Consider the following 26,560-nt stretch of genomic DNA (forward strand, 5'->3'; position numbering starts at 1 on the left):
CCTTCAATTCGCCAAATAGTGTAGAAAATTAGCATAAATGAAGCCTCAATTTCACCGGGTTCCCATTGACGCCCAAAGTGCCTTTAGCGTCCGGCACGACATCAAGCCAAATTTTGGTACAATCTGGCATTACCATCCTGAGTTGGAACTGCACTATGTCATTCGGGGGGAGGGCGTTCGATTTATTGGCGATAATGTGAGCAATTTTTCAACTGGTGAACTGTTGCTGTTAGGGGAGAACCTACCCCACACTTGGCGGTGCAATAAAGAGTATTTTGATGAGCAATCAGATTTACAGGTCGAAGCTATTGTCATTCAATTTCGACCCGATTGTTTGGGCAATGATTTTCTCAATATGGTTGAAACCCATGCTATTCGTCGGCTTTACGAAAAGGCAAAACAGGGGTTGTTACTGAAAGGAGAAGTAAATGGAAGGATAGCCGGATTAATGCAGCAGACGATTAAAGCGACACCCCTTCAACGATTAAGCCTTCTTTTAACGGCTCTCACCACCCTGGCCGAGTCGGACGACTACGAGACGATTGCCACGGCTCATCGGTTTTACCAGTCTAATGAAGCGGAAACTGTACGATTGAATCGGGTGTGCAGCTATACAATGGCTAATTATGGCAAAGATATTACCCTGGATGAGATTGCTTCGGTGGCTAATCTGAGTACAACTTCGTTTTGCCGGTATTTCAAAATGATGACGCACAAAACGTATCATGACTTTTTACTTGAAATCCGGATCAATCATGCCTGTCGGGCGCTGATTGATAATCAGTTGAATACCGAAATGATCTGCTTTGACAGCGGCTTCAACAATCTATCTAATTTCTACCGTCAATTTAAACGGATCAAAGGCGTTACGCCCAGCGATTACAGACTAAAATATTCACAAGAGTACATCTGAAGGCGATTTCCAGTGAGAAGCAAATCTGGTTAGAAAGGCATTTTATGATAAAACAATACACAAAAATGATATTCGTGGACATTATATCTGACTTTGAGCGTCCTATTTTTGTCAATTAATAGTCCTTTGTGTAGGAAAACTTAAATTTTATTGAGACGATAGCTGCGTTGTTACGTAGGGTCATGAAGCCGTGAAGTGTACTGCATTGACTTGGATACTCGATTCGCATCAACTAGCTGAAACGGCCTTTTCACCAACCAAAGCAGAGTGCCAGAATATACCGGTACGTAGAACGGCATGGGAGGTGAATCGACAGGTAGTGCCGGACGTTCCAATTGGAGTGAAGCAGACTACTACCGATGCTGACGGCGAGTATTAACCCTAGTATATGTAAACCCACCGAAGCCAATGAAAAAGTCATTACTAACCGCATTAACCGCTCTGTGTGTATTTGTTGGTTACGGACAAACCCTGCCGCCCTTAGCCAAACTAGGTAAGGGAGCCTATCTGAAAGGCGAGCTGATTTACCCCTTAGACAACCGGCCCACCCCCCAGGTACACGCGTCAACTATTGTAGAAACGCCCTCCGGTCTGGTGAGCGCTTTCTTTTCTGGCACGGAGGAAAGGCATCCCGACGTTGGTATCCGCGTATCCAGATTGGTGAATGGCAAGTGGACCTGGCCAGAAGAGGTCGTCAACGGTATAATCAATGATACGCTCCGTTATCCATGCTGGAATCCTGTGCTGTTCATGCCGAAAGGTGGTCCTCTGATGCTTTTCTACAAGGTTGGGCCTGATCCGCGTAGCTGGTGGGGCATGGTAATAACCTCCACGGATAATGGAAAGACTTGGTCAAAACCAGTAAAGATGGGAGAAGACAAGAAAATCGGTCATTTGATCGGTCCGGTCAAAAACAAACCCACTCAATTGGCGGATGGCACCATCATTTCTCCGTCCAGTACCGAATATATGGTGGGGAAGGAAACGTACTGGAAAGTACACTTCGAAATCAGCCGGGACGGGGGCAAAACCTGGCGCGTTGTGGGGCCAATCAATGACGGAGTTGAATTCGATGCTATCCAGCCCAGTCTGCTGACCTACGCCAACGGAAGCCTACAGGCCATCGGCCGGACCCGGCAGAATGTTGTTTTTCAGACCTGGTCGACCGATAAGGGAAATACGTGGAGTAAGCTCACAGGATTAGATTTACCCAATCCGAATTCGGGGACCGACGCCGTTACGCTCCGGGACGGTCGACAGTTGCTGATTTATAACCACACCACCCAGCAGGGCAACGAACCCAAAGGTCGAAACATGCTGAACCTGGCCGTATCGGTAGACGGTAAATCGTGGAAGCCGGTGATGACGTTAGAAAATGTACCAAATGAGCATGGATATTCCTATCCCGCCATCATCCAGTCAGCGGATGGGAAGGTACATATCACCTACACCTATAACCGGTACTCAGTCAAGTACGGGGTGATTGATCCGATGAAACTGAAAGACTAATTAAGGCACTATACCAATGAGTAGAGTTTACTCGGCTTGATTCGTATTGTGCGCCTACAAGCGTGCGGAGGTCTGATGCAACCGAGCGGGATTAGCACTAACCACCCGCAGATTGAGCAAACTACAAGAAGAACATCAAAACGTGTGGGAAAAGTAAGGTCAGGCTGTCATTGGAGTAGATACAATAGCTGAGGCCGGAAATCAGGAAAGTAGACTCGGAAACAATTACCTCATTCTTCGTTTAAAATCTTTGTGCCTCGGCTCAGAGGCAACTCATCTGAACTCGGACCTGTGGGCGCTTATAATCGACACTTTGTCGGTGAACACGCGTTCGTACATTGCCTGTCCCCAGAAACCAGCTTTCATACAACGTACTGACTATTCCTTTGACCGAACAAAAGGCATTTGCGGCAAAACCAAAGGGAGTCACCAAGCGTGTGAACGCTTAAAAGCCTTAATCTATCTGGGTATCATATCAAATCTTCAAGGATATTATGAGCGCAACCTGAACGAAGGCATGCGGTCATTAGCGCGGCCGCAGCAAGCTGATTTACGAGTCCGCGCTGTTGTGCGTCGGGTCCAGAAATATGCTACGTCAAAAACTATGTGCCTGCCCTTGCGTAATTCATAGAAATTGGTGCAGTAGCATTCTACAAGTTTAGTTCTTCCACTACGTTTGCCATTTTTCCACTCTTGATTCACAATCAAATTAAATTGGTCTTTACCTGTCACCCAATCGCTATTATTCAGTCTTAAAAGAGATACCTGGTAGATTATAGTCTATCGAACCCAGGTTAAGTAACTTTCTTGTTGATTAAGGTAGCTAGTTAGTTCTCTACACGCTCGTTGTATGCAGCGATTGATTCTGAAGTTTCTGTACGTAGTAGCCACACTCAAAAACCCAGGTATACGACGCGATCTACGCTATTTTGTGCGGGATAATTATTTCTGCCGATTAAACCAGGTTCGGTTTGTAGCGCAGGATTTCTTCATCAAAAAGAAGTACAAGGTCATTGAATACCACGGCGAGTTTCAGTCCGAAATCATCCATGTGCTGCCGTTTGCTTATTGGCATCATTTGAACGGTACGCTCCTGCAAACCATCTCCTGTGCCGATACCAAAGAGTTTTATTTCTTCAGTGAGAACCATGATGAACGGTACCCAGTCCGGGAATGGCAGGCCGGATATGATTATTACGATGTACCCAGTATGACCCACGGTTCATCGTTTAAATCGGTGAAACGGGCGCAGGTGCCTCTAAAAGCACACTACCGCAATGAGTTGATCACCTTCGATAAACCGATACTGGTGATTGCCAACAAGTATAATATTGAGTGGGATAAGCCACCGATGAACTTTTTGAGCATCCCCGTGCTCGACAAGATTGTGTCGACTTATAAGGATCGTTATCAGATTATTTACAACCGGCCGCTGCCCACTCAGATTGTGGAGGACAACAGCGAGATTCTTGACCTCAACGAGCACCAATGGTTACGGGATACGTATCCCGAAGTAATTATGATGAGTGACCTGTTCGAACAGCACCGGACAGCTGTGCGGAATTTTAACCACCTGCAGCTCCTGGTTTATGCAAACTGTGATCGGTTCATATCTGTACACGGGGGTACGGCCGCCCTGGCCAGTTACTTCGGTGGTATCAACATCATTGTATCGAGTCCGGAAGGGGGAATGGAGCATCAGTTCAACGAGTACGCGACTATTTTCCCGGCCTTGTCAGGTGCTAAAATACTGCTCGCCAAGACCGATCAGGAAGTCCTTCCGTATCTCGAAACATACTATTAAAACCAGAAAATCGGGCGAGCTGCCCCTGTTTGCGCTTAAGGTCCAATATGGCTATGGTTGTTGCTAAAATCACAAGTGGTCTGGGAAATCAGTTGTTCCAGTATGCGCTGGCGCGTAGCCTTTCGCTGCGGAACCAGGCATCGCTTTACTTTGACCTCAGCTACTATAACCAGACGTATGCGTCGGATACGGCCCGGCTGTTCCGGCTTCAGCACTTCAATATCAACTATCGGGTATTAAACGCATCGCCATACCGATTCGTAGCGAAGGCCACGAAACTGCTACCCGGCCGTACATTGAAACCACTAATTGAACTCGTTCAGGAAAGACAGTTCCAGTTTAACCCCTCCGTATTACGTGCCAACGCTCGTTTGCTTACCCTCGACGGTTTCTGGCAATCCGAATCTTATTTTGAGACGTATGCAGATTTGATCAGGGCCGAACTTTCGTTTACGCACCAGCACGGACTTGCTTTCACTACGTATCAACGGGCCATTGAAACCAGTACGACGCCCGTTTCGGTACACATTCGTCGGGGTGACTACGTAGCGCATCCTGAGTTTAGCAAGACTTTTGGTTTCGTAGGACTCGACTATTACCAGGCCGCCATCGAACTATTGAAAAAGCAGTTCCCAAACCTACACCTGTTTGTATTCAGCGACGATCAGGCGTGGGTACAGGCCAATCTGGGGCTGGATGTACCCCACACTTTTGTTTCCAACATCGGCGAGAATGCTGATTTGGACGATCTACAGCTTATGAGTCTATGCCAGCATCACGTTATCGCCAATAGTTCGTATAGCTGGTGGGGAGCCTGGCTTAACCCGCTCAAAACGAAAAGAGTTATTGCGCCCAAACAGTGGTTCAGAAATAAGCCAGACTGTAATACCGACGATCTGATACCGCCCTCGTGGCTGCGGCTGTAGTCTATAGGAGGTGTACGAAAAAAGAGTAGCTCTGTTCTGTTCAACAAAGCACCGGATCAGAATCTAGACATGAACATTAAAGAAATTATCGACCGTAAGCCAGCTCTGAAACGATTCGTGCACTGGCTGCTGATTCCAGCAAACCAGGCTAGGCCCCGGCGTTGGGTCAGTTGGTTTGTCAATCCGTTTGTTCATGAACGGGCTCGGTCTTCTTCCATCCGGTCGCGTGCCCGCCTGGACGTACTGCCCTTTAATCCGTTTTCGATTGGCGCTTCGAGTACGGTCGAAGATTTTTGCGTGGTCAATAACGGTGTCGGTAGCGTACACATCGGCGAGCGCAGTCTGGTCGGTATCGGGTCCGTGCTGATTGGTCCGGTAACGATTGGTTCCGACGTAATCATCGCCCAGCACGTAGTGTTGTCGGGCCTTAACCATTCGTACGAAGATATTCAGGTGCCAATCTGCGAACAACCCGTCACGACGCACCGCATTGTTGTGGAAGATGAGTGTTGGCTGGGTGCTAATGTTACGGTTACCGCGGGCGTTACAATTGGCCGTCATTCCGTGGTAGCGGGTGGGAGTGTCGTTACCCGAAATGTACCGGCCTATACCGTTGTCGGTGGTAATCCAGCGCGCATCTTAAAGCAGTATGACCCTACATCCGGGCAGTGGGTAAAAAGCTCCCTGTCTTTGAACCCAAGTCAATAACTACTGGAGAGCCAAAACGTGGCCAGGTAACGTATCACTATCTCTTTTTAATCGAACTATTTGCAGACCGTTGGTTAATGAAAAACCCTCTACTGCCCGGCTGGATCGCTGAACATTTGTTTACGTACGACCCAGCGCAAGTCTCGTCCGAGCAATTCGAATCATTACGGAATCGGCTCGCCCAGTTCCGGACGGAAACCCCGCTGGTTTCGATCGTTATACCTGCTTACAATGAAGAAGCTAGTTTGTTAAATACGCTGTCGTCATTGGCAAGCCAACGGCTCACAATGCCTACCGAATTGCTCGTCGTTAACAATAACTCATCGGATCGGACGCAGGCGTTTTTAGATCAGTGTGGAGTTCGTTCCGTGCTGGAAACGCAGCCCGGCGTGGCGTATGCGCGTCAGGCGGGCTTGTTAGCAGCCAGGGGCCAGTTCGTGGCTAATGCTGACTCGGATTGCCTGTACCCGCCCGACTGGGTTAACGCCATTACCAGTCCGCTGCAAAAGTCAGCCATTGCCTGTACGTATGGCCTGTACTCGTTTCTGCCGCATCAGAACACATCCCGATTTGCCCTGGCCTGTTACGAACGCGTAAGCCATACCCTGAACTTTGCCCGGAGCTTTAATAAGCCTTACCTGAACGTATACGGATTTAATTTTGCGTTTCGGCGGGATGATGCGCTGGCGATTGGCGGCTATGCACTTGATTCAGGACCGGTAGGGTCCGTCGCTGAACTGGTTGAGGCCGGTAAAACGCCCCCTCCACCTTCGGCCAGACGGGGGGAAGATGGCTGGATGGCGCTGTCGTTACGTGAGCAGGGAAAAGGAGGTATCCACCGTGTTACGGATTCGCGGGCGCACGTCTGGACGAGTGCCCGGCGGTTGCTGGCGCACGGCAGTTTGGGAAAAGCCTTTATGGATCGGATTCGGCGCACCCTTAGCTAAACCACCTCTCCTAACCGGTGCTGTCGATTAGGAGAGCGCCTTATCCGTCACCAGAGCTGGCGCGGCCGCTGAGTGTACGGCCTGGTGAAGAACGGCTTCAAAGGCTTCGGCCCGTCTTTCCCAGGAGTTGGCTTTGGCCAGGTTAACCCGCTCCGCTACCCGTTCGGGGCTGTCGTCGGCTAGCGCGCGCCGAAGCGCCTGCGCGAAGGCTTCGGGCTCACGAGCCAATTCAACCACACCCTCAAAATCGTCAAGTATCGAAAACGGAGTGGAAACAACGGGCAGGCCAGCCGCTAAATACTCGTTGATTTTCAGAGGGTAAATTGTGTACGTGTGTTCATTACACAGATACGGAATGATGGCCACCTTCATGTTGGCCAGTAAGGCCGGAAGCGCCGGGGGCTGATGCGGGGGTGTAAACGTAACGTTTGGGTAAGCCGCCAGGCGCTGCGGGATCAGGGGTTGGTTGATTTCGCCAATAAACTGAAACGATACGTCCGGCATGGTGCGAACGCAGTACTCGACCAGCTCAAGATCCATTCGATTATCCATCGAGCCCAGATACCCGACCACCTGCTTTTGGGGCGGGTTTGCTTCGGCTAAAGCCAATGCCTGATTAAACAGGTCGAAATTGACGCCATTTTTGACGCAGAACGTATTGGGTTGCAACGCAGACTTAGCCTGACGTAGACTTTCCGACGTAGTAATGACCGACGTAACGCGCTGAATGTACTGCGGTTCGTAGCGGCTGCCGTGTCGGCTGATCCAGCTCTCAAACGATATTTCATCGAAGCAGTAGTAAACCGTAGCCAATTCGTTCAGCTTATCCAGCATGGGCATGCCAAATACCGGGTTCAGCGCATTGACGATTACCGGCCGACGCATATTTAATCGGCGCATGATCCGCTTCAGGCCGTTGATGAACCGATAGCTGTTCAGGGCGAGGAAACGGTCATGCAGCGCGTTGGGCAGCCAGTTGATGGGCAGCATGAGCGGGGGAGTCCAAACATAAACCACCTGCCCGTCTTTACCGGTCTTCTTCGTTAGCGAATCGGCTAGTCCAATCAGCTCCCGAACCGGAACATCCTGCTTTCCCTGAACGCCCCGTACCCAATCTTTCACGGTATACTGGTAGTCGATAAACAGAACAGGGTGACGGGCCGACAACTCGGTCATTAACTGCACCACCGACTTCTGAAAATCGCCTTCCCAGGTTGTTTGACTAACGCAGATGACACTGTCAAAACTATCCATACTACCTATTGCATTTTTGCCGTTACCGTCCACAGTTTGCCAGACGACAATACATTATTGCATGAACTGAATGTCGTAGTTGTACCGAATCTGTCTGTACACGTACCGGGCAACCGCAATGAGCGGATTATTGCTTTGTGTCCACTCCACCCGTTGTACGGTGCTGGGCTCAACGGCATCGTTCTCCTGCGAAAAAAGACTTTTGAAATCCGTAAAGAATAGTCCCCGGCCACCGCGCTGAATAAATGAAATACACATTTTGTACTCGGTGCGGTCACCGTGCAGCCCTTCGGCGTACCGGCCAAACTTGGTCAGGAACGAACTTCGGCGCAGATGAGGGTGATCGCTGTACACATAAATCTTCGTGTAGTTCAGCGCCCAGCGCGGCACATACATCTCGGCATATTCAGCCGTGAATGGCTTCAGGTACGGATAAGCGTAATAGGCGTAGAAGCGGACGATGTCCAGCGTCTGGTCTTCGTCCATAAAGCCCAGCGATTTTTTGAGCTGGTCGGGAAACGTTGGCTTAGGCACAAAGTCTTCCTGAACGTACAAGGTATACGGCGTTGTTACAGCATCCTGCCCCTTGTTCATATTGTGGCCCAGACCCCGATTCTTGGGAGTAGTGACGAGTAAGAAGCCATATTCCTTCTGCAAGCGAACGAGAACTTCCTGGTGCTCGGGTTTACTGCCATCGTCAGAGACAACGATTGCCGCGAAGGAGCAGGCCAGTTGAGACAACGTAGCGAGCAGCCGCTGAAGTGAATGGCTGCGGTTGTAATGCGTAATCAGTAAGGATACGTTGTCGAAGTGATAACTGACAGGAAGCATAGTGGTGAACTTACGTAAGTGCGTGACGATGGGTGCGTGTTGTCTCAACGGCTTTGGCAGTATCCCAGCGTTCGCAGGTCGTGAACAGAATCGAGTTGATAAACAGAAGCGTACTGGTTGGAAACTGCCCAAGTGTTGGGTTCGAATAACTCATCACCACTATACCAATAAACTCGGCCAGTAGAGCAACCATAATCTTAGTTAGCCACGGATCATTGATCTGCCAGACTTTATACGTACCGACGCAGATGATACCAGTCAGCATGAGCAGATAAAGAACGACACCCACTACCCCGGTCTCGATCCATAACTGAACGTACCAACTGTCGGGCGAAATCCGGGCAGCAAAGTGATTCGGCGAAAAGCGGTTTCCGGCATCCGTCGACGTACCAATTCCGGCTCCAAAGGGAAGGTCTTTCATGTAAGCCCGCAGCTTTCGCTGGTTTTCGAGCCGGAGCTGGAACGATGGGTCTTCGCCGGGGTGCAATGCCGTCCGCATGCGGTAGATCTGGTAATTGGAATCACCGATGTGCGTAAACATCAGGATGGCAAACAGAGGAGCGGCAACGCCTATGCTTAGCAGTATCGTCGTTACGTTACGTCGGAGCAGTAAGTAAGCCGGGTAACCAGCCAGGATAACAAACAACGCGCTGCGCGTTCCAGATACCGCAAACCCCCAAAAGAAGATAACTGCCAGACCAGCGTAGGCCAATTTTTTGAACCATGACCGGGCATCAAACACCCAGATCATGCAAATCAGGGTAAGACCAGCCATTTCGGCTCCGAATTGGGAAGCGTCGGTATAAAATGAGAAGCTACGCAACTGCCCGAACAGCATGTGCGTAGCCGCGCCAACTTCGTTCAGCCACTTAAGCTCCGCCGTCTCCAGTCCGATATACTGCTGTTTAAACGACCACAGACACGCCAGAAACGACCAGAAGAACCAGATTTTCAGGAATAGTTTAATGTCGTGGCGGCTGATGGGTACGACCAAGACGATCAGCGCAACGTATATCCAGTTCAGCGAGAAGTAACGCGCGTGAAAGAACCAGGCTAGGGGGTAGGGCGCTTCCGGATTGAAAAATTCTAAAATGGTGTAGAACAACCAGATCAGCAGCATGTAAAAAACAGGGTGGTGGAGCCGACTCCAGACCATCCGTTTGCCGTTGACGAGCACACTCACGACCGTTAGCGCGACCAGGCCGTCCAGACACAAACCAATCGGAATTTCAACCGGACTGAACCGGGGGAGTCCCAGCAGGAAGCCGAGGTTTACATACAGGAGAAGGCCAAATTTAGGTTCAGCCAGTATGCCAATCAGCCCTATGATCGCAATGGGTACGCCAACGGTCATTAACGCGCCCATAACGCCGAATGTGCCGATTAGCCAGCCCCCTACTATGGCCGTGATTACGCCAATGAAGCCGTATAACCAGCGGTTATCCCGGAAGACATCAAGTATCGAAAGGCCTCTGTCGAACATACAAATCGCTGTAACGAATTAGCGGCTTAAACGGCGCGCTCTGCTTTTTCCCATATCCCCGATAGATTGCCCCGCTGGAAACGGGCGAAACCCAGTAGTACGCACCAGTTCATGAACACAAAATAGAACGGTACGAACGTGAGTTTCCAACGCGTATGGCGGTTTTCCAGGGTATAACCTACGTAAGCTGTGGTATAAAAAAGTACCTGTAAGACAAGTATATACTGCCAAAATGTAGTAGCGGATTCACTAATCGGCAGCATCAGTAAAATTCCGTTCAGGATCAACAGCAAGGGCAGACAAAACGGAGTAACGGCCCAGCGTAGGACGCGGTGCGATACGTACTGAAAACTCAGCCAGCCGTACCGAAAAAAGTTGAGCAGATACGCTAGCCGCTGTATGGCCTGAAAGCCACCAGTAGCGATACGTACTTTTCGTTTCATCTCTTCGCTTACCGAATGAGAAGGCCGCTCCAGCGCATAGGCATCAGGTGCGTACTCAACGCGGTACCCGCGACCGGCAATGCGAAGGGAGATGATGAAGTCATCAAGCAACGTATCGGCTTCCACAGTTTCATAGAGCGCGGTACGGATCGCAAAGAGTTCGCCAGCCGCACCCACGATGGTGTGGAGCTGCGCGTCTAGTTTCTTCAGGAACGATTCGTACCGCCAGTAAAGACCTTCGCCACTGCCCGCGGCAGCCTCGCGCCCCTGCACTTGTATCCGCTTTTCGCCGGTTACGGCACCCACTTCCGCTGCCTCGAATCGTTTAACGAGCCGGCTCACCGCTTCGGGGTTGAGTTGGGTATTCGCGTCGGTAAATATGGTGATTGGGGTAGTTACCTGCCCCATAGCCCGGTTCATGGCAGCTATTTTTCCTAATCGTTGCGTACCGGAGATAATTGTAAGGTTCGGCACATCGGCCTTCCGCTGTTCGAGATATTCCTGAGAGCCGTCGGTGGAGCCTTCCATGACGAAAAGTAGATGAAGATGTTCGACCGGGTAATCCTGGTCTAAACAGTTCTGTAATTTATCGGCGAGGTAAGCGCGTTCGTTATACGCAGGAACGATCAACGTGACATCTGGAACGTACTCCGCTGCTTGATCTGGTGCCTGCTTTGCATTGGTCTTTCCCAGGATCTTCACCAGCAGCCAGGCAACAATGCCGTAGCCGAGGTAGGTATAGAAAACGATAAACGCTAAACCGAAGAACAGGCAACTAACGAGGTAGTAAAAGAAGGTCATTTGTAGACAAACGTTAAGGCGATTTCGGTTATACCGGCGATAGGCTGGTTGAGGTGAAGTTCCACATAACCCCTTTTAGGAATGCACGTGCGTGCTTTCGTTTCCCGGCAAGCAGATACGATGTTACGTGCTTGGGAACGACGCAACTAGCAAAGAACAGGTAAAAGACCAGGCGCTGAAACCTTGTACAGTGACGGCGCATGTACAGGATGCGGTTCCGCGTCAGATAATACGTTTTCAGCGGATTGTGTTCGCCAACCGACACCGACTCCTTATGCAGGATGGAAGCGGAAGGCTGGTAATAAATCAGAAAGCCCGCGTCTTTAATCCGCTGCGACCAGTCAAGCTCCTCGTAGTATAGAAAAAAGCGATCGGCAAACCGACCGACCTGATCGATCACTGCCCGTTTCACCATCATCGCGCAGCCGTGCGCAAAGTTGGTTGCCGAAGGATGATCGTAACGGCTGCTGTCGGGTTGCTTATAACCAATCGGCGTTGCCGTGCCGGTATACATGTTCATGGCGTTGTAACCGGCGTATTGAACGAGGTGAGGAGTATCGTAGAACTTGATTTTGGGACACGTAACGCCGACCTGATCATTGGCCGCGAACGGTTGCAACAGCTCATCGAGTAAGTCAGGATTCAGTTCTGTATCATTGTTCACGATAAAGAAGTAGTCGCCCTGAGCCTGCTGCATGCCCAGGTTATTACCCCCTGTAAAGCCCAGGTTAACCTCACTGCGAACGATGCGCAGACCTATATAGTCGGCCTCGTCAATGAGCGTAATCAACGCGGGTTGTGAGGCATTATCAACCACGATGATTTCGTAGTTTGGATACGTGAGCAGCCTGGACGACTCCAAAAACTGACGGGTTGTTTCTGCCTGATTGTAATTAATGGTAATGATCGATACCAGGGGCGAAGCCGTGAGTACCTGATCGGGAGTCTGTTGGTGGGTCGACCGAGCCGGGCGCTCTATACATTCTCCTGCTGCCATAAGCTAAATATGGTTTGCCAAATGATCGACATATCTGTTCTGAATGAGAAAGACTCGGCGTATTCAATGTCGAGCAGTGTCCGCTCCCGGTCCGACATCGGTCCCTGACCTCTGGCTCGTTTTTTCACCTGCCACAGTCCGGTAAGGCCCGCCGGGCCAGCAAATCGCTGCGCAAATTCATCAGTAGTTAATTTCTCGGCTTCGTATAGGGGAAGTGGCCGATTACCGACCAGCGACATATCGCCGAGGAGAATATTGAGGAGCTGAGGAAGTTCATCGATGCTGCTATTTCGTAGAAACGTACCCAACCGGGTAATTCTGGGATCGTTCCGAAACTTCATAAATTTCGCTACCTCTTCCGTCTCCTGTAAGTACAGCTTTTCGCAAACGGGCTTGTCCTGATCGAACAAAAGTTGCTGGCAGGAAACGCCCTGCTGACGACAGGCGCTACACAGAAATTCAGACGCATCATCGCTTGTTACCTCCACCGACGAAGTCGTTTTTTCTTTCGTATAGATGTTATTGGCGCTGAGGCTGCTCAACATCTGGTCGGCCATGGCGCGCATGGTCCGGAATTTATACATGTCAAAAATATGAAACCGGGCACCGGCTCGCTTCGATTTATAAAGAATAGGGCCCTTAGAGTCCAATTTTATTAATAGGGCAACAAGGACCAGGATTGGGGACAGAATGAGCAGGGCGGTCAGGGAAACCGTAATATCAATAGCCCGTTTCCACCAGGGTAATTTAAATGCTGGGGTAATGAGAGCTGGTTTGCCTTCCGGCAACGCATGTAGGAATGAGTTCAGCTCTAAATAGTAACTTACTTTGGTCTGTAAGTTTTGATTGCCTTCCGTAACAACGAGCACATCGGTTGCTCCGTTATCGAGTGCAGTTTTTACCGAGCGGCTATCCATGAAATTGCAAATCGTTAAAACCGGAATCGGTCGGGCGGAAAGCGTATTTCTGACGAGGGCAGTGATAACTGGGGTACTTTTCTTATCGGTGATTACCAGATGAACTTCAGAAGCACTGGTTAACCAATCCTGCGCTTCACTCGCGTCTTTGAACCGTGATACTAAACAGATTTCGCTAGCAATTGTGACAAGCCGATTGGCGATCAGGTCATTTTCCTCAACTAACAAAAGACGAAGCACGGTAGGTAGATTCAGTCACAGAGTTTATGTACCAACTATCTTGACGACTCAACCAGTACTGGTTGGCATAGATTTTGCGAAGTAGTTGCGGTGGCGTTGTCAAGAGGGATAAACACCAGAGTAATTTGCGTTTTCCGAGATAATATTTCGAAAAGTCGGCTAATTATAGGTAATAGTGTGGTCATTAGTGTGTGTCGTTTACGAGTTGGCATGGCATTTGCACAGATTTAACCGGTTGGTGTGGACTTGCCAGCTTGAAACCAGGTAAAAAAACTAAGCGGTTTGCGATACAACCGAATCCCGGAGCAACATGGATAAAATTCGAGACTTGAGCTGGCCGAAAGGTTTATTTTCCGCTCTTCCCCGAATTGTAAAGGGGTTCTCGCGTATGTTGTTCACGGATGTATCAACCCGACGTAGTAAAGCGTGCAGTCTGGCTTTCACTTCAAGGGGGTTAAACGGTTTAGTAATGAAGCTGTCGACGCCTTGCTCCAGACATTTTATACGAGTTCCGCTGTCAGCTGCGTTAGATAGAACAACAATTGGCGTATGACTCATCAACCGGCTCATGCGAATAAGTTTGGTAAGTTCGAGGCCGTCGAAAAACGGGAGATTTAATTCGGTTAGGACGCAATCGAATTGACTACCCTGAATCAATAAACGAGCCGCTTCCTGACCGGTTGTAGCTACTGTTACGATGAACTCTTTCTTAAAGCATTGTAATAGAATGTCTGCTACGTACGGATTCTCGTCGACTAAAAGCAAGCGATGTTTGGCGGTCATTGTACAAAAGTTTTGTTCTGAATGTGCGTCAGATTAGCTTTTAGACTACAGGGTTGATATTCGGTTACCATTTCTTCCTAAAAAATACATTTTCTACCATCTACGATCTGTCATATCCTGTTGAATACCCTTCGTAAATAGCTCGAGGTAGAATCGAAGCTAAATCTATATACATGTCTGTAAATCAATATATTATCTAGATATTTATGGGTACGTATTAACAGGTTGTACTACTTGCATATAGAAAAAGTTATACTATATATGTAAATAACAAAGCGGACATTCTTTGTTAATTATATATTAAGCGGTATGTACTTTTCGTTGACAGATGGTGCCATTTACTGGTAAAAACGCGAGCTGGGCCCCTAAGCCCGGCTTTTTTTGTAACATTGCCCTGCTAAATCAGCTTAGTAGATTATCGAAAACGAGCGTAATTCAGTATGAGTATTCCTATAGATCTGTCTGGTCAGACTCGTGTTGTCATCGAGCGTATAGTACCCGAACTCGATGATGGTCGTTTCCCGATCAAAGCTGTACCAGGCGATATTATTGCCGTAGAGGCCGACATTTTCGCCGACGGGCATGATTACCTATCTGCCCAATTGCTGTATAAACATATAGAAGATACCACCTGGACCGAGACACCCATGACTCTGCTGGGCAACGATCGCTGGGGAGCTTCATTTGTTGTTGAAAAGCAAGGTCAGTACAGGTATACGTTTGAAGCCTGGGTCGACCATCTGGCCTCCTGGCAACACGAAATTCACCTCAAAGTAGCCGATGGGCAACGGATTACCAGCGAACTGCTGGCCGGGGCTCAGTACGTTGATGGCATGCTGGAACGGGCTGGTGGCAAGCCGGCGGTGAAGAAAGGCGGCAAAAAGCAGAAAGCTTTACCACCCGTTGAGGAGTCAGCCGACGTACGGGCCCTGCGCGAGATGGCCGCACTGTTCAGAGACGAAAGTCGGTACGATGAGGCAGTATCGGTGGCAGAAAGTGATCAGTTTACATTTTACGCGAACCGGTATCCCGAGCGCCAGCACCCCAGTCGGTATCGACACGAGTTAGGCGTTGAGGTCGATCGGGCCCGAGCCGGATTCAGTACGTGGTATTGTTTATTTCCCCGATCCGCGTCGCGCGAGGAGGGGAAGCACGGTACGTTCCGGGACGTAGAGGCTTTGTTGCCGCGCATTTCAGGTATGGGCTTCGACGTATTATACCTGCCGCCCATTCACCCGATCGGGATGGCGCACCGAAAAGGTAAAAACAACTCGGTAGTGAGCCAACCGGGCGACCCTGGTGTACCCTACGGCATTGGCTCTGCCGAAGGAGGACACGATACGATTCATTCCGAGTTAGGTACAGTCGACGACTTTAAACACTTGATTGCCATTGCGGCCAACTATGGTATGGAAGTGGCAATGGACCTGGCCATTCAGTGCTCACCCGATCACCCCTGGGCCAAACAACACCCTGACTGGTTCAAGAAACGCCCGGATGGTACGATTCAGTACGCCGAAAATCCGCCTAAAAAGTACCAGGACATTTATCCGGTTTATTTTGAAACCGACGATTGGCGTAATCTCTGGGAAGAGTTGAAGCGGGTGCTGCTCGTCTGGGGCTCCTGGGGAGTTCGTATCGTTCGGGTTGATAATCCGCACACGAAGCCATTTGCGTTCTGGGAATGGGTCATTGCAGAGGTCAAGAAAGAATATCCGGATATGATCTTTCTTTCTGAAGCCTTCACCAAGCCTAAAGTGATGCAGGAGTTGGCAAAACGCGGATTTGCCCATTCTTATACGTATTATACCTGGCGAAATACAAAAGCGGAGTTGCAGGAATACCTGACGGAGTTGACCCAGAGCGAAATGAAATACTATTTCCGCCCGAACTTCTGGCCGACAACGCACGACATTAACCCGCATAGCCTGCAATCGGGGCATGAGCCGCAATTCCTGATTCGTTATTTTCTGGCTGCGACCTTATCGAGCAACTACGGTATTTATGGCCCGTCGTTCGAACTGATGGAGCACGTACCGTTTCCGGGAAAAGAGGAATACCTGAATTCGGAGAAATACGAGATCCGCTTGTGGGACTGGGAAAAAACGAACAAGCTAACCTATCTGATTTCGATAACGAACCGCATCCGTAAGGAAAATGCGGCCTTGCAAACGACCAACAACCTCACGTTCTGCAACGTTAACGACGATGCGATCATGGCGTATCTGAAAGTTTCGGGCGATAACCGGTTGCTGATCGTAGTGAACACCGATGCGTACCAACGTAGAGCCGCCATGGTTCAGGTTCCTATCTGGCAGTTGGGCATTAATTCCGAGCAGTCGTATACCGTCCATGATTTGCTGACCGGCGCTTACTACGTATGGCAGGGTGAATGGAACTACGTAGAATTAGACCCCTATGTACTGCCGATGCATTTGTTCCGTATTGAGATGTAATACGTATTGACTACATACTTTCTGTACCAAAACAGCATCCCGTTCACCAGGATGCTGTTTTGGTTCGGGGCCCGTTGATAGATTGCCTATTTGGCTCGAATCGCAATGACGGGGTCCATTCGGGAAGCGGAAAAAGCGGGTATAATACCTGATAAGATTCCGATAATGCTCGAGACCCCTAAGCCAAGAGCAATATTGCCCGCTGTTAGCTGTAGGTCCAGGCTGCCCAGACTTATGAAAGATAATAGGTAAACTAAAGTAATACCCGCTAAACCACCTACCAGACTGAGCAGTACGGCTTCGAAGAGAAACTGGAAGAGGACAAAGTAATTTTTGGCCCCCAGTGATTTCTGAATACCAATGATGTTGGTACGTTCCTTCACGCTCACGAACATGATGTTCGCGATGCCGAACCCGCCGATTAGAATTGAAAAGCCACCGATTACCCAACCTGCTACGGTCAATACGGAAAACAAACCGCTAATGGCCTGAGCCGCTGCTTCCGGACGGTTTATGGAGAAGTTATCATCCTGCGCCGGACGTAAACCTCGCCGGGTACGGAGCAGTCCGCGAATCTCGCTTTCCAGCTCCAGCAGCCCCTCGTCCTCCTCGTAACCTTTAATGGCAATGTCGATGTCAGGCCTTGCGGAGTGATACATCTTGGCAAAAGCGCCGAACGGAATCAGGCATTTAATATCCGGATTACCACCCACGTTTAGTATACTTTCCCCTTTTCGCCGTTGCACGCCAATAACCGTGAAATTGTTTCCGCTGATTTTGAAGGACTTCCCGATGGGATCCTGACCAGGAAATATATTGTCGGCTACGTCGGCACCAATGATGGCTACGTTACGGGATACGTCGATTTCCTGTTGGGTAAAATAGCGTCCCTGCTCGATCGGTACGTCCGAGATCTTGTTGTAATCGAACGTAGTGCCCTGAATCAGCGAGGCCATGCTGTTATTGCCCTGCTTGATCGTAACCCGTCCTTTGAAGTCCATGGCTACAATTGCCTGCGCATTTTCGAGCCGATCACTCAGGAACTTGAATTCGGTATACGTGGGCACTGGGCGCTGGAAGAACTTCCACCACTGGTATTCGCCCCCGAACGACCACGGCCACTTTTGCACGTAGACCACCTTATCGCCGATGAACGACAGACTGGTCCGTATGTTCCGCTCAAGTGAATCGACAAGGGTAAATACGGCAATGATGGCGAAGATACCGATCGTAACCCCTAGTAAGGAAAGGGTGGTACGTAAGAGGTTCGAGCGTAACGCCTGCCACGCAAATCGAAAACTTTCAAAAACCTGTCGAATGAATTGCATGGGAGCAAACGAGTGAAAGACAAACAAAGATACCATTTATACCGCTACTGCTCAATGTCTTTCGGATAGCCGTATCACTATGGCGGATAAATGGTTAATTGCCGACCGGTGGTCAAATCAATTGGCTTACAATTGAAAACGAAAGATATCAATCGTTGTCCTGAATGAGCAAATAGTTTCTGAGGATCATGAAACCCAGCAGTTCGATTGTAAAAAGAGAGAACAGGCTGACGCCCAGTCCAGTAAATGGTAATAAAAGGGCCGAGAAGCCTGCTGTAGCCGCCATGCCCCCGAATACCCATCGCATTCGTTGCCGATTCTTTTCCGCTGAAACCTCAATCCAGGCACTAAGTGGCAATACCAGGCCAATAAGCATCAGACCGGTTAGAAACATATTGGCTAGCCACAATTGGTTAAGCGATGCGCCAAAGTACCCAATTAGAGCCATTGGGACACCTGTCCCCAACATACCCGCCACATAGCGGTACCGGTCTCGTTGCCGATCATTCAACAAATGTCGCCCGTCGCGGTCGGTTAACATGAGAACATTGAACAAAGGATCAACGAACCAGGTAAGCCACAAAAACAGAATGAGTGTGAACTGAGCCACCTGAACCACGATACTGGGGTTCTCGATGCTATCAATCCAGCGAACGGCAAAGAACGTACCAATGATAAAAAACCACTGATTACTTCCTTTGAGGTTTGCTATCCAGAAATAATACCGCATGAAGAACCGATACAAGGGATTCTTGGCTTTAATGGCCTGTAGCATACCCTGCTCGGCCCAGGACATACCCGGCGAAATTCGTAGTGCTTCGGCAAAGTGAACGCGGGCCTGCTGGTGGTTACCTGCTTCGAGTAAAGCCCAGCCTGAACTGGCATGGCTGAACGCGTCGCCAGGGTCTTCAGCTAAGGTCTCTTTAATTGACGACGCAATCTCGTCAGTGCGGTGTAACTTGGTTAGAGCCAGGGTCCGCAAGTTTAGACAGATCGTATTGCCCGGATTAAGTCGGAGGCCTTCGTTTGCTGCGTCGAGTGCTTTATCGAAATCTTTCTGGTCAAAGTGCAGCGTACTGGCTGTTGCCCAAAACGCATCTTCACCGGGTGATAAGCTAATGGCTTCTTCAATGAGGGTAAGCGCTTCGTCTTCGCGCTTCAGGTGATTCAGAATCTGCGCTTTCAAATGCAGAATATACGGGTCATTGGGTTCACTGTGCAACAATCGATCGGCGAAGCCAAGGGCTTCGCTGTAGCGATCAAGTTGCATCAGGGTGTATGCCTGATAGAGCAGCGGCTCGTACTGATCGGGATTGTCAGCTATGGCTTGCTGGAAAGCGGTGAGTGCCTGTTCGTAGCGATGCTGCTCATACAGTAATTTACCACGTTCAAGATTAAGGTTTTCGGTGAGCATTTTGGGGGACGTTTGCAGGTGATCGTTAGTTTCCGGAGAGTGAGCTAGCTGGCAATTTAAGCCTACAGCTACAGCCACTTCTGCGTTTTCATATAAGTTAATACAGCTTCATACTGGCCCGCTTCGTTGGCATACAGGGCGTAGTTTTTAGCCGACGAAAACCACTCTCGAACGGTGGGACGGTGTGCTTTAACGGCATCAAGCAGGTCGCTGGTTTTCAAGGGTACAGCCTGCCCAACTTTAAACGCCTGTAAGAGTTTTTGCTCAACGGCGCGGTCAACCACAGCATTTAGGTCCGCCCCAGAATAGGACTCGGTTCGTTTAGCCACCGCTTGAATATCGACGTCCTGCTTGGGAACATCTTGTAGGTGAAGCCGCAGGATCTCCTCGCGGGCGGGCTGATCGGGCGGGGCAACAAAAATCATTCGGTCGAAGCGACCAGGCCGACGAAAGGCGCTATCTAAGTACCAGGGCGAGTTCGTTGCTGCTAACACAAGAACGCCTTCATTTGAGTAACGCACGCCATCAAGCTCGTCCAGGAATTGATTGATTACCGTACGAGCCGCGCTCTTACGCATATCATTCCGGCTTGCCCCAATTGCATCGACCTCGTCAAAGAACAGCACGCAGGGAGCGGAGGCCCGCGCTTGCTGAAACAGGTCGTGGAGGTTACGTTCACTGTTGCCGAGCCACATATCCAGAATGTCATTCAATCCTACCGATAAGAACGCAGCATTAATTTCACCGGCTGTAGCACGAGCCAAGTACGTTTTGCCACAGCCTGGGGGGCCGTATAGAAGCATGCCGCCACCTGTTTTCTTGCCGTAGGCTTTGTACAGTTCAGGACGGGTGAGCGGGAAAATAATTTTTAACGCAATCTCCTCTTTTACGCCTTCCATACCGCCTACATCAGCAAAGCGGATCGATGGCCGTTCCGTTTCCAATGCGAACGAACCTTCCGGTTCTTCGTCTGTCCGCAAACGTACCGGTTCTGATTTATCGAGGGAGTGCAGTTGTTGTGTAATAGAGTCGTCCAGAGCATTATCGCGAAGAGCCGGGTCGAGCAGCACAGCGCGTTGATAATGATCGTAGGCTTCGGCTGGCTGTTTTTGAGTGAGTAGTAGCCGGGCAAGTGACAAATGGGCTTCGGCGTTGTTTTGCTGAGCCAGTTCTTCAAGCAATACCAGGGCGGCCTCGGGTTTCCCGTTCTGGTGGAAAGCGGTAGCCAATCCTAACTTTAATCGGACATTGTCGGGTTGAAGCTGCAAAGCCTCGCGAAAGGTTGCTTCCGCTTCTGCGTACTGGTGAGTGGTGAGTAATGCATTGGCCAGCATTTGGCGCAGTACTACGTTTTCGGGCGATAAGTGAACCGCTTCCCGAAGATTGATCAGGTCAGTGGGTGAGTACATAAAAAAGACGCAACAAAGCAGCAAGATACAGGATATAACTGTAGAGTTTAATGATCCGGATGCCAAGAATAATGCGTTATTTTATAGATTAGTGGTTTCTGATGACAACCTGGATATCTATGAATCGACCCGTACTTCTTTTACTTGGGCTGCCGCTTGCCCTGTTTTCAGCCTGCAAAACGCAATCGCCTGCCACCACGGCGTCGGGCAGCAAGGTGCAGGAAAGCCAGGGTGTTTATCAGTACCGCGACGAGGACCCAACTGTAAAGCCGTTTTACTCGGATCGGGTTGGCGTGACTGGGCGTAATGGCATGGTGGCGTCGGCGCATCCCGAGGCTTCACAGGTGGGCCTGAATATTCTAAAAGCGGGGGGTAACGCGGTCGACGCAGCTGTGGCCGTTCAGTTTGCCTTAGCCGTTGTGTATCCTGGCGCAGGCAATATTGGGGGCGGAGGATTTATGGTATACCGCGATCAGGCAGGCAAATCCTATACGCTCGATTATCGGGAGAAAGCACCGGGTAAGGCGACCCAGAATATGTATCTCGACTCGCTAGGCAACGTTCGACCGGGGTTAAGTATTACGGGGCATCTGGCGAGTGGCGTTCCGGGTTCCGTAGATGGTATGGCCGAAGCGCATAAACGGTTCGGTAAACTTCCCTGGGCGCAGGTGCTGCAACCCGCCGTTGACTTGGCGCAAAAAGGTTTTGCTTTAACCGAGCGAGACGCACTGGGGCTAAACCGCATTAAGAATGACCTGAACACGATCAATCCGGGTAAACCATATTTCCTGAAGAGCGCGAACCCGGCCGATACGGTTACCTGGCACAAAGGCGATGTATTCGTACAGACTGATTTAGCCAATACTCTGCAACGCATACAGGCGCAGGGACGGGCCGGTTTTTACGAAGGTGAAACGGCTCGTTTACTGGCCGAAGAGATGCAGCGCGGCAACGGGTTGATTACGGAAGAGGACCTCCGGAATTACCACTCCGTCTGGCGCGATCCGATTCAGGCTAGGTACAAGAACTACACGGTAATCACCATGCCGCCTACCTCCAGCGGGGGCGTAGCATTGGTGCAACTGATGCGGTTTACGGAGCCGTATCCGTTACGTCGCTGGGGCTGGAACCGGGATTCGACCGTGCAGGTGATGATCGAAGCCGAACGACGCGTGTATGCCGACCGGGCTAAATTCTTAGGTGATCCTGACTTTGTGAAGGTGCCCGTTGATAAACTGACAAGCGTCGATTACCTCAAAAGCCGCTGGACGGACTTCTCCTTTACGAAGGCTACTGACAGTAAAGCCGTGAAAGGGGGGAGTGTTCCAGGTTACGAAAGTCTGGAGACAACGCACTTTTCGGTAGTAGACAAAGATGGGAACGCCGTCAGCATCACAACGACCCTGAACGGAGGCTATGGGAGCCGAGTGGTGATCGGTGGCGCTGGTTTCTTTATGAACAACGAGATGGACGACTTTAGCGTCAAACCCGGCGTACCGAATATGTTTGGCTTAATTGGCAACCAGGCGAATGCCATTGCTCCCCATAAACGGATGCTATCGTCCATGACGCCAACTATTCTGGAGAAAGACGGTAAACTGTTTATGGTGGTCGGAACGCCCGGCGGTTCAACGATCATTACGTCGGTTTACCAAACGATCCTGAACGTAATCGAGCACGGCATGACGATGCAGCAGGCGGTAAATGCCTTGAAATTCCACCACCAGTGGCTTCCCGACAAAACTACGTTTGAAAATGGTGCGTTCTCCGACGCGACCATACAGGCCTTGCAGAACCGGGGTTACGTATTGGAAAAGCTAACGAACACACTCGGCCGAATGGACTGCGTGTTGATTCGGCCGGATGGCTCCTACGAAGGCGCATCTGATCCGCGTGCCGATAATACAGCGAGGGGGTATTAGTGCAGTAAGTGAAGTGAGTATAGTAAGTAAAGTATGTCACCGTATTACAGCCTGTTTATTTACTACACTCACTACACTTACTTCAATCCAAGGCGTTTTTGAGCTGTTTGGCTTGTTCCTTGTGCTTTTTGTCGTCGTCAAGGACCTTCTTGGCGAAAGTTTTAACGGCGTCGGTGGGAGCGTCGTCCTCCAGGTCATCGGCGGCATCGAGTGCGTTGTCGTTGAGAGAAGCCATGTAGTCGAGATACTGGACGTCAAATTCGGTGCCGGCTTTCATGTCGTTCATCTTGCTGACGTAGTCTTTACTTTTGTTCGTCAACGTAGTGGGCAGCACTACGTTCATCTGCTTGGAAACTGCCTGTAGCGTCCGGTCGTCACGCTGATGATCGTTCATGACCGTCCGGGCATACGCTTTAACTTCAGGATTCGTTGCTTTCTGCGTAGCAAGTTGACTAAGTTCGTATTCCGTCATGCTGATATTGGCCAGCTCAACCATATATTGGGCTACTTTCTTGGCCTCTTCTTTAGCATCGCTGCTAACGGCAACCGCCTGTTTGTCGATACGTTCCTCGTTGATCTTGTTGGCCTTTTCGGCACTATCGTTATTCGATGTGCAGCCATACGCCAATCCAAGGCTAAGGCTTATGAAGGCAAATGTGCTAAGTCGCATGATATGTAATAAAGCGTACGTAGTAAAAACTCACAACAATGGTGCTTGTTTGCAAGTCACCGTAGAGAGAATCTGTACCGTCTATGAACGATCAGTTAACTGCGCTCTTCAGCTCCATTGCCTTATCCATGTCCTGCTGGTTGACGGCCATTAGGTTTTCGATGAAACTCATCAGGGCAGGTTTGTCTGTGTTCTTGATCAGGTTCTTGGCTTTACTGACTGAATTGTCGTTCAGTTCGGCCATAAACCTCAGGTACTGTTTGTCAAAATCCGGGCCGGGCTCTTCTTGCTGAAGCATGGCTACCATCGTTTGGCTGTCTTCCGAAAGGGCGGCCGGAAGTCCGATTCTGTACTGCCGGGCCTGCGCGCTGAGGGCTCGCCTTTTCTCAAGGCTGTACTGACGAACGATCTGCAGCGCGAAGTTTTTTACGGTAGGCGTCGCAGCGCGTTGGCTGGCTAGTTCGCTCAACCTGAACTTGGTCAACTCGGTATTTGACAAGTCAACCATGTATTTTGCTACGTTCTCCTGCCCGGATTCCGAGCTGGCCGATACGGTTCGTGCCGTATGCGGCTCCCCACGCTCTATATTTTGTTTGTTAACCTCCTGGGTAATTTGGGTACTATCCTGCGTTGATGAGCAGGCGCTTGTTAAGAAGACTATTGAGACTAGTAAACAACCGACGGTTTGGTTTCTCATAACGATACTACTTTAAGCGAGTAGTCGTTCGGTTAACAGGCTGTTCCAGGCATTGTTTGAAGAGTCAATACGTAATTAGGCATTCGTTTGCAGTAGCGTTAGCCAGGCTTCGCGTACGTTGTTTTCGGCCAGTAGCTGCTTCGCGCGGAGGTGGAGTAAGTCGGGGAGATACTGACAGCCGGATCTGGCTTCGTCGAATAGTTCATTCAGGACACCGGAGACCCGAAACGCATCCACCTCATCAGCAGTAGGAAGGGCAGCAAAACTTCCAAGTTTCCCCAAATCATTCCCCGTGAGAATCGCGCTAGTACGTATGGTCGCTGGCATTTGATCGACACCGATGCCTGCCTTAGGACGGGCAACTTCAAACAAGGCGTCACCGTGCGCACGAGCGTACCAATCGCCACCCATCCGGCCAATCAGGTCAAGGCGATGCGGGTCAATAGCGCCGTTTTCGGTAAAGATATCGTCGTGCAGATGGGCCATAACTACCTCGCAAATCACCAGATGACCAGCACCCGGCTTTTCTCCCCCGGTCAGAATGATTTGCCGAACGACACACTCATAAGCGGCTGGCGATTCGGCTACTCTCGGCGGACGAACCCGATCAGACGGTACCGCAGTAAACCCCGCTTTGTCAAACTCATTGATCCCCCGTTCAAATTCGGCGCTGGCCAGCGACATCTGCTCAACCATAGCGTAGTTGACGATGTTGATAACCACTTCCCCAACTTCCTCGAGGTTAAGAAGCGTGTGTTTTTTGTGACCGTGCCGATTAATACTCGGGGCAAATACCAGCGTTGGTGGGTTATACCCAAAAATATTGAAGAAGCTGAAAGGACTTAGGTTGACGTTGCCTTCGGCGTCAATGGTACTGGCGAAGGCAATGGGACGCGGACCGATCGTGCCGATCATGAACTTGTAAAATTCATTCGGTTGCAGATCAGCGGGGTTAATAGTTCTCATAGATGACTAGTTTGGAGCCGAACGTTGAGTCCGGTAATACAATTGAACGCCAAACCCGAGGCTTATCGAAATGGTTCGACCGGTGCTGCTCCCAAAACCGGGGACGTACATGGATGGTGGTGCCGATGCATTATAACCTATCGTTAGACCAGCTCCCAGTCGGGCGGTTGTGTGAAGCTCGAATCGATCGGACAAGCGGGTGATGCCGCCAATATGCGGTTCGATACCCACAACGGCTTTGGTTTGAGTCGGCAGCGAACGTGTATAATCGCCATAGGTCGCCCCAGGAAACGTGAAGCTCCCCCCTTGTTGATACACCGAAATGATACCCTGCCAGCCAATTAATACGTTTTTCTTGTTGATCCTATCTAGGCCTACTTTCAGATAGAACCCCTCGTATGCCTGGTTCATGTTACGTAATACGGTTCTTGTCGTGAGGCTGGCGTATCCGGGCTGAAGGGTTAATGTATTCGTTGATAACGGAATTTTAATAGTTGGCTCAAGTAGCGTAGCCTGCCGAAACAGCGGCCATCCGTTCGTAGCGGTCAGTACTAATTTAGTCGCATCGATGCCAATGAGTACGGACCGGTCTGTCTGTGACAAACCGACCATGGGCCAGAGCAGTAATAAACAGGTAATGACGCGGTTCATGGCTGGAGGTAAACGGTAATGCCTGTAACATCGGGACCGGGCGATTTGAAAATACCTCCGCCTTCATAGTTCAGAGACGCACTAGCCTGAGGGAAAGTAGTCCTCAAAATATTTTTTCTGGCAGGCGCAGCCAGATCAAGCACGTAGCCGCACTTGGTACTCTGATAAGAAAAAGTACGTTGATAGCGCACGGTTAATGTGTCAGTGCGACTCGCCTGAACAAACACGTACGTAGTACTATCCGCGTTGAGCGATAGAGGCAGCGAAATAAGGCTGTCGGCTGGAACGTTTGATCGGTTCAGCGCCCCGTTGAGACTACTAATTTGCGAAAAAATAACACGATTAACAGGAGCAGACGGGGGACGAGTAATTAAAATCGTAAGTGAAGGCTCACCGTCTGGACCACAACGCTCACAGCTGCTTAAGCCACTGATAACGAATAGACCAACGCAAAAGAGATAGAGATAGCGCATAGCGAAGACAAGACCCCT

The 26,560-nt window shown here is 50.1% G+C and carries 23 protein-coding genes; 8 read left to right on the forward strand and 15 right to left on the reverse strand.

The window, feature by feature from the left end; all coding sequences use genetic code 11:
• Positions 1–37 precede the first annotated feature (37 nt).
• From ACYVIY_RS00455 to ACYVIY_RS00480, 6 genes are all read left to right on the forward strand, one after another.
• On the forward strand, positions 38–913 hold the full coding sequence (locus tag ACYVIY_RS00455; RefSeq protein ID WP_460974272.1) for an AraC family transcriptional regulator: 876 nt from the start codon (positions 38–40) through the stop codon (positions 911–913).
• Between the two features lie 408 nt (positions 914–1,321).
• Complete coding sequence (locus ACYVIY_RS00460) at positions 1,322–2,422, forward strand: sialidase family protein (RefSeq protein WP_460974273.1); 1,101 nt, start codon at positions 1,322–1,324, stop codon at positions 2,420–2,422.
• Between the two features lie 850 nt (positions 2,423–3,272).
• Complete coding sequence (locus tag ACYVIY_RS00465; RefSeq protein WP_460974274.1) at positions 3,273–4,226, forward strand: hypothetical protein; 954 nt, start codon at positions 3,273–3,275, stop codon at positions 4,224–4,226.
• Between the two features lie 53 nt (positions 4,227–4,279).
• Entirely contained in the window at positions 4,280–5,152 is an 873-nt protein-coding gene (locus ACYVIY_RS00470) for an alpha-1,2-fucosyltransferase (RefSeq protein WP_460974275.1), read from the forward strand.
• Positions 5,153–5,221: 69 nt separating this feature from the next.
• A complete protein-coding gene (locus ACYVIY_RS00475) occupies positions 5,222–5,860 on the forward strand; it encodes an acyltransferase (RefSeq protein ID WP_460974276.1) in 639 nt (212 codons plus the stop codon).
• Positions 5,861–5,937: 77 nt separating this feature from the next.
• A complete protein-coding gene (locus ACYVIY_RS00480) occupies positions 5,938–6,807 on the forward strand; it encodes a glycosyltransferase family 2 protein (RefSeq protein WP_460974277.1) in 870 nt (289 codons plus the stop codon).
• Positions 6,808–6,834: 27 nt separating this feature from the next.
• Here the strand turns inward: ACYVIY_RS00480 and ACYVIY_RS00485 are convergent, their stop codons facing one another.
• The 7 genes from ACYVIY_RS00485 to ACYVIY_RS00515 form a co-directional block, all read right to left on the reverse strand.
• Positions 6,835–8,061, reverse strand: coding sequence for a glycosyltransferase (locus tag ACYVIY_RS00485; RefSeq protein ID WP_460974278.1), 1,227 nt, complete (start codon positions 8,059–8,061; stop codon positions 6,835–6,837).
• 54 nt (positions 8,062–8,115) lie between these two features.
• Positions 8,116–8,892 (reverse strand): glycosyltransferase, encoded by a 777-nt coding sequence (locus tag ACYVIY_RS00490; protein ID WP_460974279.1) that lies wholly within the window; start codon positions 8,890–8,892, stop codon positions 8,116–8,118.
• 10 nt (positions 8,893–8,902) lie between these two features.
• Positions 8,903–10,375, reverse strand: a complete 1,473-nt coding sequence (locus ACYVIY_RS00495) for an O-antigen ligase family protein (RefSeq protein WP_460974280.1) — start codon at positions 10,373–10,375, stop codon at positions 8,903–8,905.
• A gap of 26 nt (positions 10,376–10,401) precedes the next feature.
• Positions 10,402–11,619, reverse strand: a complete 1,218-nt coding sequence (locus ACYVIY_RS00500) for a glycosyltransferase family 2 protein (RefSeq protein WP_460974281.1) — start codon at positions 11,617–11,619, stop codon at positions 10,402–10,404.
• A 28-nt stretch (positions 11,620–11,647) separates the two neighbouring features.
• The gene (locus ACYVIY_RS00505; RefSeq protein WP_460974282.1) at positions 11,648–12,616 is read right to left on the reverse strand and encodes a glycosyltransferase family 2 protein; all 969 of its coding nucleotides are present in this window, start codon (positions 12,614–12,616) and stop codon (positions 11,648–11,650) included.
• Positions 12,595–13,773 carry a sugar transferase gene (locus tag ACYVIY_RS00510; RefSeq protein WP_460974283.1) on the reverse strand — a complete coding sequence of 393 codons (1,179 nt, stop codon included), beginning with the start codon at positions 13,771–13,773 and terminating at the stop codon, positions 12,595–12,597. Before ACYVIY_RS00510 ends, ACYVIY_RS00505 begins: the two co-directional genes overlap by 22 nt.
• Positions 13,774–14,046: 273 nt before the next feature.
• On the reverse strand, positions 14,047–14,556 hold the full coding sequence (locus tag ACYVIY_RS00515; RefSeq protein ID WP_460974284.1) for a response regulator transcription factor: 510 nt from the start codon (positions 14,554–14,556) through the stop codon (positions 14,047–14,049).
• A 440-nt stretch (positions 14,557–14,996) separates the two neighbouring features.
• On the opposite strand from ACYVIY_RS00515, the gene ACYVIY_RS00520 reads away from it, so the two are divergent.
• Positions 14,997–17,012, forward strand: a complete 2,016-nt coding sequence (locus ACYVIY_RS00520; protein ID WP_460974285.1) for an alpha-1,4-glucan--maltose-1-phosphate maltosyltransferase — start codon at positions 14,997–14,999, stop codon at positions 17,010–17,012.
• A gap of 86 nt (positions 17,013–17,098) precedes the next feature.
• On the opposite strand, the gene ACYVIY_RS00525 is transcribed toward ACYVIY_RS00520, so the two are convergent.
• The 3 genes from ACYVIY_RS00525 to ACYVIY_RS00535 form a co-directional block, all read right to left on the reverse strand.
• Positions 17,099–18,340 carry an ABC transporter permease gene (locus tag ACYVIY_RS00525; protein ID WP_460974286.1) on the reverse strand — a complete coding sequence of 414 codons (1,242 nt, stop codon included), beginning with the start codon at positions 18,338–18,340 and terminating at the stop codon, positions 17,099–17,101.
• A gap of 148 nt (positions 18,341–18,488) precedes the next feature.
• Positions 18,489–19,754, reverse strand: a complete 1,266-nt coding sequence (locus ACYVIY_RS00530) for a tetratricopeptide repeat protein (RefSeq protein WP_460974287.1) — start codon at positions 19,752–19,754, stop codon at positions 18,489–18,491.
• A 68-nt stretch (positions 19,755–19,822) separates the two neighbouring features.
• Positions 19,823–21,163, reverse strand: coding sequence for an ATP-binding protein (locus ACYVIY_RS00535; protein WP_460974288.1), 1,341 nt, complete (start codon positions 21,161–21,163; stop codon positions 19,823–19,825).
• Between the two features lie 119 nt (positions 21,164–21,282).
• Between ACYVIY_RS00535 and ggt the strand changes: the two genes are divergently transcribed.
• Positions 21,283–23,085, forward strand: coding sequence for a gamma-glutamyltransferase (gene ggt, locus ACYVIY_RS00540; protein ID WP_460974289.1), 1,803 nt, complete (start codon positions 21,283–21,285; stop codon positions 23,083–23,085).
• 82 nt (positions 23,086–23,167) lie between these two features.
• On the opposite strand, the gene ACYVIY_RS00545 is transcribed toward ggt, so the two are convergent.
• The 5 genes from ACYVIY_RS00545 to ACYVIY_RS00565 all read right to left on the reverse strand — a co-directional run bounded on the left by ACYVIY_RS00545 (position 23,168) and on the right by ACYVIY_RS00565 (position 26,542).
• Entirely contained in the window at positions 23,168–23,755 is a 588-nt protein-coding gene (locus ACYVIY_RS00545) for a DUF4142 domain-containing protein (protein ID WP_460974290.1), read from the reverse strand.
• A 91-nt stretch (positions 23,756–23,846) separates the two neighbouring features.
• Positions 23,847–24,452, reverse strand: coding sequence for a DUF4142 domain-containing protein (locus ACYVIY_RS00550; protein ID WP_460974291.1), 606 nt, complete (start codon positions 24,450–24,452; stop codon positions 23,847–23,849).
• A gap of 75 nt (positions 24,453–24,527) precedes the next feature.
• Complete coding sequence (locus ACYVIY_RS00555) at positions 24,528–25,418, reverse strand: flavin reductase family protein (RefSeq protein ID WP_460974292.1); 891 nt, start codon at positions 25,416–25,418, stop codon at positions 24,528–24,530.
• 6 nt (positions 25,419–25,424) lie between these two features.
• The gene (locus ACYVIY_RS00560) at positions 25,425–26,069 is read right to left on the reverse strand and encodes a hypothetical protein (RefSeq protein WP_460974293.1); all 645 of its coding nucleotides are present in this window, start codon (positions 26,067–26,069) and stop codon (positions 25,425–25,427) included.
• A complete protein-coding gene (locus ACYVIY_RS00565; RefSeq protein ID WP_460974294.1) occupies positions 26,066–26,542 on the reverse strand; it encodes a DUF6452 family protein in 477 nt (158 codons plus the stop codon). Before ACYVIY_RS00565 ends, ACYVIY_RS00560 begins: the two co-directional genes overlap by 4 nt.
• Positions 26,543–26,560: the final 18 nt, after the last annotated feature.

The organism is Spirosoma knui, assembly GCF_054780635.1.